This is a genomic window from Bordetella flabilis, from assembly GCF_001676725.1.
Lineage (GTDB): Bacteria > Pseudomonadota > Gammaproteobacteria > Burkholderiales > Burkholderiaceae_B > Bordetella_C > Bordetella_C flabilis.
The window spans coordinates 767,025-782,886 of sequence record NZ_CP016172.1 but is presented as its reverse complement, the minus strand read 5'-3'; the positions used below and the strand labels follow the sequence as shown (position 1 = coordinate 782,886).

The 15,862-nt window shown below is 64.0% G+C and carries 17 protein-coding genes; 4 read left to right on the top strand and 13 right to left on the bottom strand.

The window, feature by feature from the left end; all coding sequences use genetic code 11:
* Positions 1-56: 56 nt before the first annotated feature.
* On the top strand, positions 57-1,325 hold the full coding sequence (locus BAU07_RS03455; RefSeq protein WP_066664691.1) for an Hsp70 family protein: 1,269 nt from the start codon (positions 57-59) through the stop codon (positions 1,323-1,325).
* A gap of 187 nt (positions 1,326-1,512) precedes the next feature.
* Positions 1,513-2,037 carry a hypothetical protein gene (locus BAU07_RS03450; protein ID WP_066654159.1) on the top strand — a complete coding sequence of 175 codons (525 nt, stop codon included), beginning with the start codon at positions 1,513-1,515 and terminating at the stop codon, positions 2,035-2,037.
* Here the strand turns inward: BAU07_RS03450 and BAU07_RS03445 are convergent.
* The 12 genes from BAU07_RS03445 to BAU07_RS03390 all read right to left on the bottom strand — a co-directional run bounded on the left by BAU07_RS03445 (position 2,014) and on the right by BAU07_RS03390 (position 12,433).
* Positions 2,014-2,589, bottom strand: coding sequence for a restriction endonuclease (locus tag BAU07_RS03445; RefSeq protein WP_066654157.1), 576 nt, complete (start codon positions 2,587-2,589; stop codon positions 2,014-2,016). The genes BAU07_RS03450 and BAU07_RS03445 overlap by 24 nt on opposite strands.
* The gene (locus tag BAU07_RS03440; protein WP_066654156.1) at positions 2,586-2,819 is read right to left on the bottom strand and encodes an RNA-binding S4 domain-containing protein; all 234 of its coding nucleotides are present in this window, start codon (positions 2,817-2,819) and stop codon (positions 2,586-2,588) included. The genes BAU07_RS03445 and BAU07_RS03440 overlap by 4 nt, the downstream gene beginning before the upstream one ends.
* A 161-nt stretch (positions 2,820-2,980) precedes the next feature.
* Complete coding sequence (locus BAU07_RS03435) at positions 2,981-3,742, bottom strand: glucose 1-dehydrogenase (protein ID WP_066654154.1); 762 nt, start codon at positions 3,740-3,742, stop codon at positions 2,981-2,983.
* 209 nt (positions 3,743-3,951) lie between these two features.
* Positions 3,952-4,536 carry a DUF308 domain-containing protein gene (locus BAU07_RS03430; protein WP_066654153.1) on the bottom strand — a complete coding sequence of 195 codons (585 nt, stop codon included), beginning with the start codon at positions 4,534-4,536 and terminating at the stop codon, positions 3,952-3,954.
* Between the two features lie 190 nt (positions 4,537-4,726).
* Positions 4,727-5,311 (bottom strand): TetR/AcrR family transcriptional regulator, encoded by a 585-nt coding sequence (locus BAU07_RS03425; RefSeq protein ID WP_066654149.1) that lies wholly within the window; start codon positions 5,309-5,311, stop codon positions 4,727-4,729.
* Positions 5,312-5,518: 207 nt separating this feature from the next.
* Positions 5,519-6,691, bottom strand: coding sequence for a GGDEF domain-containing protein (locus BAU07_RS03420; RefSeq protein WP_066654148.1), 1,173 nt, complete (start codon positions 6,689-6,691; stop codon positions 5,519-5,521).
* An 86-nt stretch (positions 6,692-6,777) separates the two neighbouring features.
* Positions 6,778-7,503: a phosphoglycolate phosphatase gene (gph, locus tag BAU07_RS03415; RefSeq protein WP_066654147.1), complete on the bottom strand. Its 726-nt coding sequence runs from the start codon at positions 7,501-7,503 to the stop codon at positions 6,778-6,780.
* 49 nt (positions 7,504-7,552) lie between these two features.
* Positions 7,553-8,305 (bottom strand): SDR family NAD(P)-dependent oxidoreductase, encoded by a 753-nt coding sequence (locus BAU07_RS03410; RefSeq protein ID WP_066654145.1) that lies wholly within the window; start codon positions 8,303-8,305, stop codon positions 7,553-7,555.
* A gap of 35 nt (positions 8,306-8,340) precedes the next feature.
* Entirely contained in the window at positions 8,341-9,396 is a 1,056-nt protein-coding gene (locus tag BAU07_RS03405; RefSeq protein ID WP_066654140.1) for an Ldh family oxidoreductase, read from the bottom strand.
* Complete coding sequence (locus tag BAU07_RS03400) at positions 9,393-10,901, bottom strand: tripartite tricarboxylate transporter permease (protein WP_066654138.1); 1,509 nt, start codon at positions 10,899-10,901, stop codon at positions 9,393-9,395. Before BAU07_RS03400 ends, BAU07_RS03405 begins: the two co-directional genes overlap by 4 nt.
* 4 nt (positions 10,902-10,905) lie before the next feature.
* Positions 10,906-11,382, bottom strand: coding sequence for a tripartite tricarboxylate transporter TctB family protein (locus BAU07_RS03395; protein WP_066654133.1), 477 nt, complete (start codon positions 11,380-11,382; stop codon positions 10,906-10,908).
* A 70-nt stretch (positions 11,383-11,452) separates the two neighbouring features.
* Positions 11,453-12,433 (bottom strand): Bug family tripartite tricarboxylate transporter substrate binding protein, encoded by a 981-nt coding sequence (locus BAU07_RS03390; protein ID WP_066654128.1) that lies wholly within the window; start codon positions 12,431-12,433, stop codon positions 11,453-11,455.
* 308 nt (positions 12,434-12,741) lie between these two features.
* Between BAU07_RS03390 and BAU07_RS03385 the strand changes: the two genes are divergently transcribed.
* Positions 12,742-13,536, top strand: a complete 795-nt coding sequence (locus BAU07_RS03385) for an IclR family transcriptional regulator (protein WP_066654127.1) — start codon at positions 12,742-12,744, stop codon at positions 13,534-13,536.
* 47 nt (positions 13,537-13,583) lie between these two features.
* On the opposite strand, the gene BAU07_RS03380 is transcribed toward BAU07_RS03385, so the two are convergent.
* The gene (locus BAU07_RS03380) at positions 13,584-14,660 is read right to left on the bottom strand and encodes a malate/lactate/ureidoglycolate dehydrogenase (protein WP_066654126.1); all 1,077 of its coding nucleotides are present in this window, start codon (positions 14,658-14,660) and stop codon (positions 13,584-13,586) included.
* Positions 14,661-14,871: 211 nt separating this feature from the next.
* Here BAU07_RS03380 and BAU07_RS03375 point away from each other — a divergent pair, with 211 nt between their 5' ends.
* A complete protein-coding gene (locus BAU07_RS03375) occupies positions 14,872-15,843 on the top strand; it encodes an ATP-grasp domain-containing protein (RefSeq protein ID WP_066654125.1) in 972 nt (323 codons plus the stop codon).
* Positions 15,844-15,862 lie beyond the last annotated feature (19 nt).

Genomic DNA, 15,862 nt, shown 5'->3' with positions numbered 1-15,862 from the left:
CCTTTGACAACACCATCGCGCCCCGCGCCGGCTCGCCGCGGGGCGCGCGCATTTTTATGAATCCTTCCGCCCATGCCCGCGCCTGCGGCATCGACTTCGGCACCTCCAATTCCGCTGTGGGGTGGTACCGCCCTGGCGCATCTGCCCTGTTGCCCCTGGAAGACGGCCACCCGACGATGCCGTCGGCAATCTTCTTCCACGCAGAAGACAGCACCGTCAGCTACGGCCGCGCCGCGCTGGAGGATTACCTGGCCGGCTACGACGGGCGCCTGATGCGCGCCATGAAGAACCTGCTGGGCAGCTCGCTGATCGACGGCCATACGGAGATCGGCGGCCGCGCCGTCCCATTCCGGGTCCTGCTTACCCACTTCATCGCCCGGCTGAAGGCGCGCGCGGAGGCAGCCGCGGGGCGTACCTTCACTTCCGTGGTCATGGGCCGGCCGGCCTTTTTTGTCGATGGCGACGAGGCGGCCGATCGCAACGCCCAGGAGACCCTGGGCGAAATCGCCGCCGCGGTGGGTTTCGAGCACGTCGCCTTCCAGTACGAACCGCTGGCTGCGGCCTTCGATTACGAGTCCCAGATCGCCCGCGAAGAACTGGTGCTGGTAATCGACATCGGTGGCGGCACGTCGGACTTCTCCTTGATCCGCCTGGGGCCGGAGCGCGCCGGCAAGCCCGACCGCCGCGAAGATATCCTTGCCCACGGTGGCGTGCATATCGGGGGTGGAGATTTCGACCGCCACTTGAACCTGGCTGCTTTCATGCCGCTGCTCGGGCTCGGCGGCAAGTTGCGCAGCGGCAAGGACGTACCTTCCACGCCGTACTCCAACCTTGCGTCGTGGCACACCATCAATTTCGCCTACACCAACAAGGCGCAGGAAACGCTGTCGTACATCCGTGCCAACGCGGCGGAGCGGGACAAGATAGAGCTGCTGCTTACGCTGGTCAAAGAGCGCGCCGGGCATTGGCTGTCGCTGCAGGTGGAACAAGCCAAGATCGACCTGTCCGACGCGCCGGCCACCGAGGCCAGCCTGGATCGCATCGCACCGGACCGCACGCTGGCCATAACGCGCGCCGACCTGGACCAGGCCACGGCGCCCTTGATCGACCGCATCGAAAGCAGCGTCGCCGCCCTGCTGCGCGAGGCCGGCGTCGCCAGGTCGGCCGTGGACACCGTGTTCTTCACCGGCGGTTCCAGCCGGGTCTCATGCCTGCGCGAACGCATAGGCGCGATGCTGCCTGGCGTGCGCAACGTCGAAGGCGACCTGTTCGGCAGCATCGGCGCCGGGCTGGCGCTGGACGCCGCGCGCAAGTTCGGCTTTTGAAAGGACGCAGGCCGGGAACCTTGTGCAGCGCGCCGGTGGCGCACCGGACGCGCGCTGGGCCATCGCGGTCCAGTGGAGGCGCCGCGGCGAATTCCGGCAACGGGCTGGCGCGCCAGCGGGCCGATAGCAACTGTAGGTATGATGCGGGACGGTCTACGGACGAACAAAGGGCAGGAGAAATACCGCAGTGAACGACACCCCCATCCCGGACAGCGATGTGCCCGAAGACCGCAAGACGCAGGAGCCCCGGCTTTGGTGTGATGATGGCTGGACCGCGCGGATAATCAAGAACGAGGACGACGACGGCTGGGCCGTGGAGATGACCAAGGACGGCGAATCCGAACCGGCCCTGGTAGGCCCCTGGACCATGGGACGCGACAAGAAGAACCCGAAGCCGCTCGACTCGCCTGCCTTCTTCACCCTGGTCAAGACCGCCAACGAAGTCCTGCGCCGGCACGAACAGCAACTGCATGCAACGCTGCACAAGAGCGTGAAGGTCGATACCGCCCAGGGCCGCCTGACCATCAAGCTGGACATCGTCCCCGACGAAGACGAGCCGTATGCGGTGCTGAGCGCGTACGATGAGTTCGGCGAGCAGTTGGCCCAGGTCCATGTCCCACCGACGTACAAACTGGGCGTGCAACGCGCATCGGACTGGGTGGCCGGCGGTTTCGGAAAGCCGGCGGGGTCAGATTCCCGAACCCCGCAATAGCTTCGCCAGGTCCGGCGCGGTCATGAAGGATATGCCATGCGCGGCCGCATACTCCCGCGCCGAAGGAGAGATGTCTCCCAGGGCGATGTAGACCGCTTCGTGCGCGGCACGTGACTCACGGACGGCTTGCAGCTTGCGGACCGTGTCGATACCTGTACGGGCCGCTTTCCAGCGCTGCGCGCTGACCAGCGCGATGCGGCCCTTCTTCGTCAAGGCGAAGTCCGCGCCCGCTTCGTTCAAACGCTCCACCTGGCAACCGTCGCGTTCGAAACCCGCCTGGATGGCCTTCGAGAATACCGGCCATGGCATGGCCACGACGGTCGCGGCGACCGCTTCAACGCGTGAAGCAGAGGGGGTCCGCAATTGACGCAAGCCGGCCAGGATGGCAATGGCGGCGAAGGGTATCGCGGCAAAAACGCCAATCGCCCAATACTCCTTGGGCAACGCCGCAATGGCGCCGAGGACCAGCAGGACCGCGATACCGGCACTCATCCACCATGGCGAACGCAGCAGTATCCCGAAAATCGAATTCCTGGACGGCTTGAGCTTCATGCTTCGGCGCCCTGGCGCACAACGATGCGCACATCCGCGCAGCTCACCGTTTGTCCGGCACGGATCTTCGCCGTCTTGCGCGTTTCCACCGCCCCGTCCACGCTGACCATGCCGTCCGCCACCATGGCCTTGGCGGCGCCACCGCTATCGCAGACGCCCGTGACCTTGAGCAGGTGGTTTACTTCAATATGGAGAGCGCCGGGCGCGAGGTCGAATTCGATGGTTTGCATTGGAGCCTGGGGTAAAGGAGCGGGGACACGGACGAATGCCGTCTCGCAGGACGCAGTCTACTGCGAGTGGGATTTGCCACCATCAGGCCACTCTTTTACTGGAAACCCAGGCTCGCGTGTATTGACGGGTCAGATAGTGCTGGATAACGACCGTTGCCCGCTCACTTGCCGCCAGTGACATCGAGGAATGTGCCGGTGATGAAAGAAGCCTCCGCGCTGGCCAGCCATAGAACCGCCCGCGCAACTTCCTCAGGCTGCCCTCCTCTTCCCATGGGAATGGAGTCCTTGACGCGATCGACTCGTCCCGGCTCCCCCCCGCTGGCGTGCATCTCTGTATAGATATGCCCAGGTCGTATGCAGTTGACCCGTATGCCCTCCCGGGCGACCTCCTTTGCAAATCCGGTCGTGAATGTCTCGACGGCGCCCTTCGATGCAGCGTAGTCCACATACTCGTTGGGACTGCCAAGCCGGGCCGATGCCGAAGAGATATTGATCACGGCGCCGCCCCGCCCATTGTGACGATAGGCCATCCGCTTCACCGCTTGCTGCGCGCACAGGATAGGGCCGATCGAGTTGACGGCAAAGATACGACGCATCCGCTCGAAGTCCAGATCCTCCAGCCGGGACTGGCGCGCCAGTACCGCAGCGTTGTTCACCAGTACATCGATGCGGCCGAACTTCCGATCGATCGCCGCGAATAACCGGGCGACCTGCTCCGGATCCGCGCTATCCGCGCGCACGGGTAAAGCCCGGCGGCCCAGAGCTTCTACATCGGCCGCCACCGCAAGGGCAGCAGATTCGCTGGAGACAAAGCTGATCGCAACGTCGTAACCCTGTGCGGCGGCAAGACGCGCGGTCGCGGCGCCCATGCCCCGACTTCCACCCGTTATCAGAATCAGCGGCGCCTGGGACACGGTATCCATTTAGCAGACCTTCTTGGAGTTGGGATCGTGATTCAGGGCCGGGGTCGCTTGAATGCCGGCCAGGAGGATGATCCAGGAGTGCGACAGGATATCCACCGTGTATTGGTCGCGGCAAGCCAGATAAATGGGCAAGTCGTGTTAGAAAAGCTCTCGCATATGAATCTGTATCGCCGCCTCCTTCGCCCTGCCGAGGACGCGCGATTCGGATGCTAGGACGACCGGGCCGCCTTGCGGCGCAGTTCGCTGACCGACAACCATACCGCCGAGATCAGGAAGTAAAGCGCCCCGACCGCCGCATAGCCTGCCACGTTCGCGATCGATGGCGTATCGGGCTTGCCGGCCTGCGCAATGAAGAACATGCCAGCGAGCGCCGATTGCGCGCCGCTCAGGACCATTGCCCATTGCGCACCGAAGCTCTTCCAACGCCTGATCGCGGTGCCAAGCTGAAGCAAGCCGGACAGTATGGCCCAGGCACCAAACACCCCGAGCACCCAATTCATGCTTTCCTGCAATGCGACCACGACGGCGACTGCAGTCGCAATGCTCACGACCACGTTGATGGCTTGCGTCCGGTTGTCTCGCAGTCCGCCGCTGCGGGACGCATCGACATAGTTGGCGAGGGCATCCCACGCGGGGTAGACCACGAGCAGGATGGCTGCGAGGGCCGGGGCATGCTGACCCAGCGTAAAGGCCGCGAATACCCATACGACTGAAAACGCGGCCCTCATGTAGTAATACAGCTGGAGCCATTGCTGCTGGCGGGAACCGGGAAAACTGCTGTTGCTGTCGCTCATGGTGTTCCTTTCGATTGTCTGGGTAGCCGGCTCGTAGCGGCCACGAATCCACCCTGCGACTGCAGGGCGTCCTGGGGGCTTGTCGTCATTGCGCATCGTCCCAGCCTATGCGTTCCGCCAGTATTTAAACCAACTAGTTGGTCGATATTTTCCTTAAAAAAAGCCGGGCACTTCGCCCGGTACTATGCCGTCAATTCGCCCCAGCCAGCCGGCTGACTGCCGTCCGCGTGATGGACGCGAAAACCTCTGGATTATCGACAGCCCGTGCGGTCAGCATCGCCCCATGCACGATGGACATGAAGGTCTGCGCCTCGATATAGGCGCTGTCGCGCAGGTGGAAGCGACCCGTTTGTGCGCCCTGCGCAAGAGTCCTGGCCAGCCAGGCGGTCAACTCGCCGAAATAGCCGCGCACCTCGTCTGCGATCACTTGGGGAATCTGCGGCAATTCGGCAGCCAGCATCGCGCAAATGCATATGGAAGAGCTGCCCTCGCGTATGCACTGCGACCAATAATCCGTGTAGGCCTTCAGCCGCGCCAGCGGGTCATCCATCCGATCGAGCGCCGCCATACCCGCCCGGGCCTGTTCGCGGTGTCGCGCGACGACGGTAAGGACGAGATCTGCCTTGCTGGGGAAATGATGATGGATACTGGCCTTGCCAATGTGCACGCGTTCGGACACATCGGCATAACTGAACCCGTGATACCCACCGGCCGCCAACAGCAGCTTCGTGTGGTCCGCGATTTCAACCGCGCGGGGAGACAACTCGGCGTTCATAGATCTCGACTCGAATAGTGAAAACCTGCAATGCCACCAATCTACTAGTTGGTTGGCTTTATGTCAAACGCCTGGGAAGTCTCGCGGAGCGACAAGACCCGCGTTTGTGGAGAGGGCGGCCTTCCGGCTCGGATGTCGACGCAAGCACTCCGGGCGGGGCAATCGCGTCACGGGCACTCGGGCAAACGCCGTAGTAACCGCTGGAGATCAACCGCCAGGTGAAGCGGGGCCCTGCGCCAGCTCCAGGCGATTGCCGCCCAGTGATTTTGCCCGGTATAACGCGCGGTCGGCGGCGGCAAGCGCCTCGGCCAGCCCCGGCGCTTCGTTTTCGACATGGGCCAGGCCTATGCTGACCGTTGCCGGGACCCCATGGCTCTCGACCTGGTTGGGTACGACTTCGGCGAAGCGCTTCGCCACGGTCTCGCCGAGCCCCCTGGCGCGCACGGCGTCTTCCCCCACCAACAGCGCGGCGAACTCTTCTCCGCCGATACGCGCGAAGATCGTGTCGGGGCCCACCACGCCACGTGCAATTTCCGCGAACGACTTCAACACCTTGTCGCCCGTCTGGTGGCCGTACAGGTCATTGATCGCCTTGAACTGGTCCAGGTCGAACGCGAGGACGGCGGCGGACCTGTACCGCTGCCGGTCGTTCAGGACGCGCGCGCCTTCCTCAAAGAACCACCGACGATTGCCAAGACGGGTCAGGTAGTCTGTCTGGGACTCCCGGAGCAGCTGTACCTGGGTTTCGTCGCGTATGAGCTTGAGCAGGGCCATGGGCAGTATGACCGAGTACAGCACGCCCTCGTACATGGTGATCTGGCTGGCCAGCACCTGCGTCGCCGGTCCATGCGCCGCCACCAGGACGGGCAGTACGACGGCGCGGGCAGCATAGATGAACGCATGCAGGCCGGTCAGCACCACGACGATGTGTCGCGATGCCAGCGGCTTCATGGTCGCGCATCGCAGCATCTCCCAAGCCGTCAGGCCGCTGGCGATCGCGATCGGCGCCGCGCTGATGTAATTCCACACCACACCGTGCCACCGCGAGCCCGCCACGGCCCATACCAGTGCCATCGCGATCAGCAGGGCGGCTGAAGTGGCGCGGTACCGCCTGCCGCTCAATGACGCGACGCCGCCAAGGACCAGAAGATATCCAGAGAGAAAAACGAGATTGCTGATAGCGGATCCGAGCGGCGCCGGCAGCGCGCCACGGAAGAGCACCGCGACGCAGCCGAATGCGAGCGTTGCATAGCCTGCGGACAGGATCCGCAACGCCTGGCCGCGCGTCGGATTGGCGCGATGCTCCCAGAACGTCATCCCGGCGCTCGCCAGCAGTGTTCCGATCGCAAGGAAATAGAGGGTCAGGAGATCGACGTGCATCCTGGATATATGGGCACTGCGCCGATGTGTCCCGGCGGCATGGGATTTTACGTCGAAATGTCTAGACTCGACTTGTTACGATCGCGTCATGCCCGTGCCTCGCCAAGCCGATCGATTCCACGGCCTTTATCCAGCAGGCCGGCACAGGCTCCCACCAGGTCATCGAAATGATGCAGCAGCACGTCCGGCGCAAGCTCGGCCGCCGGGATTTCGGTATAGCCGAAGTCGACCAGTATCAACGGCGTCCCGGCCGCTCTCGCGGCGCCGGCGTCGGTGTCCGCGTCGCCCACCATGATCGTGCGCGCCAGATCGCCCCCCACCGCGTCCACGGCTTCGATCAGATGTGCCGGGTCGGGCTTGGCAGCCGTGACGGCGTCTATGCCCACGACGCCGTCGAACAGTCTTAGCATGTCGAGCTGGCTCAACAGGCTGCGGGACAGCCCGGTGGGCTTGTTGGTGCAGACGACCAGCCGGGCACCTGCCGCCTTCAGGATTTCCATGGCCTGGACCGCGCCCGGGAAGGGCTTGGTTTCGTCCGCGACATGGGCGCTGTAGTAGCTGATGAAATGACCAAAAAGGGCCGCGGTGCGCGCGGCCGGGTCTTGCGCTCCGGCCAGCTCGAGGCCCCACTGCAGCAACCACCGCGCTCCACGGCTGATGAAGGGCCGACCCTGGTCGTAGCCCAGGGGTACGAGCCCTTCCGTGGCCAGGATGGCGTTCACGGCGTTGATCAGGTCGGGGGCCGATTCGACGAGGGTTCCGTCAAGGTCGAAAGCGATGGTCGCCCCGTCAAGGGCAGCGAGGTTGGTCACAATACGAGCTTCCTGTCCGTGCCCGCGCACAGGTCCAGCGGACATGCCATCAATACGTCGCGCGCCCGCCGGAGATGTCGAATACCGCGCCGGTGCTGAATGAACAATCCGGCGAAGACAGCCAGCACACCATGGCGGCGATCTCGTCCACGCGCACGAAGCGTCCCATCGGGATCCTGGACAGCATGTAGTCGATGTGCTGCTGCGTCATGGACCCGAACATCTCGGTCTGGGCGACGGCGGGCGTCACCGCGTTGACCAGCACCCCCTTGCCAGCCAGCTCCTTGCCCAGCGACTTGGTCAATGCGATCAGGGCGGCCTTGGAGGCGCTGTAGTGCGATGCGTTCGGATTACCCTCCTTGCCGGCGATGGACGCGATATTGACGATCCGCCCATACCCTTGCGCGATCATGTGCGGTATCACGCTGCGGCAGGTGTGGTACGGCCCGAACAGGTTGATGTCCATGACTTCCCGCCAGACACTCGGCTCCAGTTCCCAGGCCAGGCCGTTGCCACCCGTGATGCCGGCATTGTTGACCAGGATGTCCACCTTGCCATGGCGCTCCAGCGTCTCGCGCATCGACGCCTCGACCGCGCCCGGTTCCGCCAGGTTTACGACGTGCGTACTGACCCGGGACCCGGCCGACAATTCCCGTTCAGCCTGCCTCATCCGTGCCTCGTCCCTGTCCCAGATGGCGACCGTGCCGCCCGAGGCCAGCGTGCGCTGCGCGATGGCGAAGCCGATACCGCGCGCCGCACCGGTTACGACGGCCACGCGGCCGTCCAGGTCGAGTTGGTTCATGCGGGTTCTCTCCTTCGGCGCGGGGCGCCACGGTTTCAACGGCTTGTGGGGAACGGCACGGCGTGGGCCTGCGCCAGCCGCTGCAAGGCAGGGACGATAACGTCTTCCAGGACCACACCCCGCGCGAGTTGCCGCGCGCGCAACGCCAATGCGCGGTCCCCAGGCAGGCGCACCGCCTCGACGCCCGGCCGCGGCCGATTGCCGCGGCACTGGTCTGCCAGCCAATCCATTTGCCGCATGAATGCCTCTTTGCCACAGAAGCCCACGGTGTCATACAGGCTCAGATAGACGGTCGCCCCCCAGCCGCTTGCATCATCGGCGCGGCCATACCCGGCCAGTCCGCCGGTCAAGGCCTCGATCAGCAACGCCAGTCCGTATCCCTTGTGGCCCGCCGACAGGCCGCCGACGGGAAGAATGGTGCCTGGCGGCGACTGGAACAGCGTGGCGGGGTCACGCGTGGGATTTCCCTGGGCATCGATCAGCCATTCCTCTTCGAACTGCCTGCCCTGCTGCGCCAAGCGGGAAGACATGCCGTTGGTGGTGACCGACGCCGAGATGTCGATCAACAGCGGCGAGGCGGCCGGTATGCCGGCTGCGATCGGATTTGGCGTGAAGACGGCCTCCGTGCCGCCGAAGGGCGCCACGCTCCGGCCGGCAGGGTCGGACGACGCCAACACGATCAACATGTCCTGCTCCACGGCCTTGAGCAGATAACTGGCCAGGCAGGCGATGTGGTGGCTGCGCCGTATGACCAGCGTCGCGGCGCCGAATTGCCGCGCGCGCGGCAGCAATGCCTCGATGGCCTGCGTGACCAGCCAGGGCCCGGGCAGCCGCCCGCCATCCCACAGCACGGCCGCGCCCTTATCCGACAATACCTGCGGCTCGCCGGCGCAGGACATCTGGCCCTTCTCGATGTCCGCGACATACGGCGCCAATAGCGCCAACCCGTGCGTAGTGTGGCCGAGCAGATCGCCCTCCACCAGCACGTCGGCCACGGTGGCGGCCAACTGCGCCTGCATGCCCGCCTTCTCCAGCACCCGTGTCGCGAAATCCCTTAGCGCTTCCGCCGGATAGCTTTGCTGCCCCGTCATGCCTGTACCCTCCTCGCGCCGGTTGCCATTCGATAGGCTCCCCTGAACAGGGGAAACAGCCACACCAGCAATGCCAGGATGCCCAGGCCGCATGCGATGGGCCTGCTGAAGAACATCATGAAATCGCCGTCCGCCTTGATCATCGAAAAAACGAAATTCTCTTCCAGCATGCCGCCCAGGACCACGCCCAGCACGGCCGGCGCGATGGGAAAATCGTTCTCTTCCATCAGGTACGCCAGCACGCCGACACCGAGCATCACCATGACGTCGAACACGCTGTTGTTGATCGCGAAGGTCCCGACGATGCAGAAGATAAGGATGATGGGCATCAGGATATTGCGGGGCACATTCAGAACCTTCTTCGCCATTTTCACCGCCAGGTAGCCCAGCGGCAGCATGATGATGTTGGCCAGCACGAACACGGCGAAGACCGCATACATTTCGACCGGGCTATTGGTGAAGATCATGGGCCCGGGCGCCATGTTCTTCATGTACAGGACCCCGATAACGATGGCCGTGATGGAATCGCCCGGAATGCCGAACACCAGAGCGGGGATCCAGGCTCCCGCCAGGGCGGAATTGTTGGCCGCGCCCGCTTCCACGATGCCTTCCACATGGCCGGTGCCAAATTTCTCGGGTTCGCGCGAGAAGCGCTTGCTCATGCCGTACGACATCCAGGCCGCGATATCGGCGCCGGCGCCCGGCAAGGCGCCCACGATCAGGCCCAGCGTACTGCCGCGCAGGATGGACTTGGGATACTTGCGCATCAGCCGGCCCATGCCGGTGAAAATATGGCCCACCCGTTCCTTGATGTCGATGCGTTTCTGCTCGGCATGGGTGGCATAGCGCAGCACTTCCGACAGCGCGAACATGCCCACCATCATGGGCAGCAGCGTGACGCCATTGAGCAGGTCCTCGTTGCCGAAGGTAAAACGCGGGAAAGCCGCCGGATTGTTCATTCCCACGCAGGCCAGGAACAGGCCGATCAGCAGCGAGACGAAGCCGCGCAACGTGCTGGAGGGCGAAATGAAAATGGCGCAGGACAGCCCCAGCACGACCAGCCAGAAAAATTCGTACGACGAGAAGTTCAACGCGAATTCGGCCAGCACGGGAGCGCAGGTGATCAGCACCACGGTGCCGAACAGCCCGCCTATGCAGGAAAACACGATGCTTGCACCGAGGGCCTCGTTGGCCAGCCCCTTGCGCGTCATGGCGTATGCCTCGTCCGTGTACGCGGCAGAAGATGGCGTGCCCGGGATGCGCAACAGGCAGCCCGGAATGTCGCCCGAGGTGATGGCCATCGCGGTCGCCGTCACCATCATGGCGATGGCTGGCACGGGGTCCATGAAGAAAGTAACGGGCACCAGCAAGGCCACCGCCATCGTGGCGCTGAGGCCCGGCACCGCCCCTACGAACAGGCCGAAAATGGCCGCCACCAGAATGACGCCCAGCACGAACGGCTGGGTCACCAGTGCGAGGGCATCGTAAAGATGCGTCAGTTCCATCGATTCACCACGCGATCGGTTCCAGCAGGCCCCAGGGCAGCGGCACGTGCAGAACGGTGTAGAACATGAAGTGGATGATGAGCGTGGTGGCCAGCGCCACGACGAGCGCGGTGCGCCAACGTACACCGAACAGGCGGAACAGCACGATCAGCAACAGGAAAGCGCAAGGTACGAACCCCAGCCAGTCGCCAAGCTGGAAATAGAAGACCAGCGAGGCGGGGACCATCAGGAAACGCATCACCGATATCGGATCGCGCAGCCAGGACGGCGAGGCCGCCTTGGGCGCGCCCGCCGCTCGGGCACGCAGACCGTGCGCCACCAGCAGGACGGCACAGATGAACAGCCCCACGGCGATGAGCATGGGGAACAGGCTGGCACCGAACTGCTGGCCAGGGATGACGGGGAAGGTGCGCGCGGCCGCGAACACGATCACCGAGAACACCCCCAGCACGATGCCGATGTGGATATCGTTGAATTTCATGGCGGCTCGCGAACGGATGCGCGCCCGGCCGATTGGCCGGTCCGGGCACGAACGGCAGCAGGGCTGCGGATCAGTTGGGCGCGGGGCGCGACATGCCGATGGCCGAGATCACCGTGCCGAAATCGTCCATCGACTTCTTCATGAATGCACCGTATTCGGCGCCGCTCGCATAGCCGACGCCAAAGCCGCGCTGCTTCATGAAGTCGCGGAATTCCTGGCCGTGATTGACACGGTCCAGGGCCTGTTCCATCCGTTTGACGACCTCGTCAGGCAAGCCCTTGGGACCCGCGATCCCGCGCCAGACGCCGATCTTCCAGTCCAGGTTGACGGACTCCTTCAGCGTGGGAACGTCGGGATACAAAGGTTCGCGCTGGTCCGCCATCACGGCCAGCGGCCGGGCCTTGCCGGCATCGATCATCGAGCGGGCCTCGGGCAGCGAGGTGGGAACGATGTCGATACCCCCCGCCGCGAGCTCAAGCATGGCGGGCGCCGCCCCGTTCGACGGCACGAAGGGCACGGCGTTGGGGTCGAGTCCGGCGGTCTTGAGCAGGCCTGCCATGGCGATATGCCAGATGCCACCCTGCCCCGTACCGGAAGCCTTGAGTTTGCCGGGATGCGCCTTGATGGCATCCAGCAGCTCGCCCATGGTCTTGTAGGGAGAGGTCGCGCTGACGGAAACCGCGGCAGGGTCGACGTTCATGAGCGCAAGCGGGGTGTAGTCCGCGGGCGTGAGGTTGGTCAGGCCCTGGTGCTTCATCATGGCGATCTCGACCGTCAGCATGCCCAGCGTATAGCCATCGGGCTTGGCCTTGGCGATCGCCGAATGCCCCACCACGCCATTGCCGCCGGTGCGGTTCACTACGTTCACCGGCTGGCCCAACTCCTTCTCCAGCAGCGAGGCGATGATACGGGCCGTGGCATCGGTGCCGCCGCCTGCGCCCCACGCCACGATCAGGGTAATGGGTCGTTCAGGCCAGGCAGCATGGGCGGCGCCCACCATCATGCTGGCACAGAACGCCAGCGCCAATCCCGCTAAACGGTGTCTCTTCATTGTCTCCTCCGTTTCTTTTCTGCTTTTTGCTGCGGGTCTGCTGCTGCGTCGGCATGCCGACGGTCCCTGGATAGGACACGGTCACGCGGCGCCGGCGATCGTGCTTATCCAGTTGTGGACAGCACGCACCCGCTTTTTATTAGTAAAACTGGATTTGCAGTCGCAGGGATATCCTAAGCCGTTGCACGCGCCGGATCAATTGGAAGTTGCGGTCTTCCTTTCAGGGATTTCCCGTTGTTCAGCCCGTCGCGAATAGCAGATAAGCTTGCACGGGGCACCCGGGCCTTTCATAGGTAAAACTCCACCGCATGAACGACAGCATCGTCAACCGATATCGCGCGCCCGCGCTGGAAAAGGGCCTCGACATCATCGAAGCCCTGGCCTGCAGTGAACAGGGCTATACGCTGAACGAACTGAGCCAGGCGCTGACGCGCAACGTCAGCCAGATCTTCCGCATGGTCATGACGCTGCAGGATCGGGGGTACATCGAGCAGGCCGATTCGGACGGCCGCTATACGCTCACGCTGAAGATGTTCCGGCTCGCGCACCGGCAGCAACCCATAAAGTCGCTTGTGCAGACCGCGCTGCCGCTCCTGCGGGAATTGGCCGAGCGGGCACGGCAATCCTGCCATTTGTCGCTATTCCGCAGCGGGCGGGTCATCATCGTGGCGCAGGTCGACAGTCCGGAGCGCTGGTCCTTCGGGTTGAAGCTCGGCGAAGCGATGGGGCTCACCGACACCTCGTCGGGCCATGTCCTCCTGGCCTACCAGGACGAGGCGGAGCGCGCCCGCATGCTGAGCAGCCACATCAACGTGGAAGGCGAACTGCAGATGGATCCCGGGCAGCTTTTCGCAATATTGGAGAAAGTGCGGGCCCAGGGCTACGCCACGATGGCGAGTATCCAGATCGCCGGCGTCACGAATATCACCTTCCCCATCTTCGGCAATAACCGGCGTGTAGTCGCCGCGGTCAATGTGCCGCACATCGCCCGGATCGACGGAATGCCGCGACCGGATATCCCGAAGATCAGGGAAATCATGTCCGAGGTCTGCCTGCGCTTATCGACTCGCCTCGGCTTCGACCCGGATAGCGGAATGGCTTGACCCGTCAGGCCCGGGGAACCAGCCCGTTTCACTCTTCGACGCGATCGCTACAGCCCGACGTGCCGATTGACGGTCGCCACAGGCACCCCCAGCATATCGGCGTGCCGCACGATGTCAGCCCAGGTCTGTTCATCGACGGGGATGCCCTCGGCCTGCCGTTGCGCCGTGGCTCGACGTTCCGGCTCGCCGGCCACCAGCACGCTGTCCACGCCTGGCTGCGGCGGCGACGCCTTGATCCAATCCAGCGTGCGCCGCGCCTGCTCTTCGAAGATCGCGCGATCGCCAATGCGCGACGGATCGATAAGAATGGTCAGCATGCCATTCAGCACCCGCCGTCTGCCGTCCGCCGGTCCGTCTACAGAATGACGGCCCGCCAGCGCGCCGCCCAGCAGTTCGCACACCAGGGACAGGCCGAATCCCTTATGCTCGCCGAACGGCAGCAGTGCGCCCAATGGGTCCAGCACGCCGAAGACTGGGTCGGTGGTCGGCCGCCCCTGGGCATCGAGCAGGCATCCAGGCGCCAGGGATTCCCCCTTGTTGAAAGCCACGCGGGTCTTGCCTTGCGCGATCATGCTCGTGGCGAAGTCCAGCACGATGGGTTCACTTGAAGCCAGGGGAATGCCCACTGCGAACGGGTTGGTTCCGAAGCGGGCATCGCTGCCACCCCACGGCGCTACGATGGGCCGCGAGATCACATTCACGAAATGGATGGAGATCAGTCCCTGGGCCACCGCCATCTCGGCCCATTCGCCAATACGGCCGAGGTGGTGCGCGTTGGCCAGCGCCATGATGCAAGCCCCATGCTGGCGGGCGCGCTCGATGCCGAGGTTCATCGCCTCCTGGCCGACGACCTGGCCAAAACCCGCTCCGCCATCGAGGGCGAGCAGCGTGCCGGTATCCAGGCTGATGCCTACCTGCGCATTGGGTTTCAAGTTGCCTTCCTGGAAGGCCTGCACATAGCGCGGCAACATCCCGATGCCATGGGAATCATGGGCAGTCAGGTTGGCGCGCACCAGATTCGCCGCCACCAGCTCGCCTTCCCTTTCGCTGCTGTGAAAGCCGCGCATGATCTCGCGCACGGCCGCGCGCAGCGCGTCCGGCATGAACATGTGGAACTGGGCCATGAGTACTGCCTCCTTTGTGTCTTCTGGATGTTGGGCTGCGGGACGATTCCCTATACCCGCCCGGCGCGCAGGCGGGTTACGGCGCCATAGACGAATCCTCCATAACTATATGCAGTATCCGCCATATTCAACGCGGGGCCCGGCCGGTATCCTCGTTATAACCCTTAGTCAGATCCCCCCTTTCGCGCCATCCGCGCATATCAAAGCGACCATGCCGAAAATCCACGTGATTCATGAAAACGCCGCCTGGGTAGAACCCTTGCGCGCCGCCTTCCAGGAACTGCGCCTGCCCTTCGAGGAATGGTTCCTGGACGAAGGCACGCTGGATCTTTCCGGCGTGCCGCCCGAAGGCGTGTTCTACAACCGCATGAGTGCCTCATCGCATAGTCGCGGCCACCGCTATGCCCCTGAGTACACCGCCGGTGTACTGGCGTGGCTGCAATCGCATGGCCGCCGGGTCATCAACAATGGACGCGCCCTGCAGCTGGAGGTAAGCAAGATCGCGCAATACGCGGCATTGGCGAACTTCGGCATCCGGACGCCGCACACGGTGGCGGCCATCGGGCGCAACAACATCCTGGTCGCCGCGGGCAAGATGCGCGGTTCGTTCATCACCAAGCACAACCGCGCCGGCAAGGGCCTGGGTGTGCACCTGTTCCATAGCGTCGACGCACTGAATCAGCATCTGGACAGCGATGCATTCGAGGATTCGATCGACGGCATCACGCTGATCCAGGAATACATCCGCGCACCTCAGCCCTACATCACCCGCGTGGAGTTCGTGGGTGGAGAGTTCCTATACGCCGTACGGGTGGATACGTCGCTCGGCTTCGAGCTTTGCCCGGCGGACGTGTGCCAGATTGGCGATGCGTTCTGCCCCGTCGGCGAAACGGCGCCGGTGGCGGCCCCGCCACGCTTCCAGATCATCGAAGGCTTCAGCAACCCGATCATCGACAAGTATCGTCGCTTCATTGCCGCCAACGGCATCGGCATTTCGGGTATCGAGTTCATCACCGACGAACACGGAGAGCTCTATACCTACGACGTCAACACGAATACCAACTACAACAGCGACGCCGAGGCGCAGGCCGGCCGCTATGGCATGCGCGCGATCGCGGCCTATCTGGGCGAGGAGCTGCACAAGCTGCAGGAAGGCCGCACCGCCGCGCGCGCTGCGGCCTAGCCCCCAACCGACTTAGTGA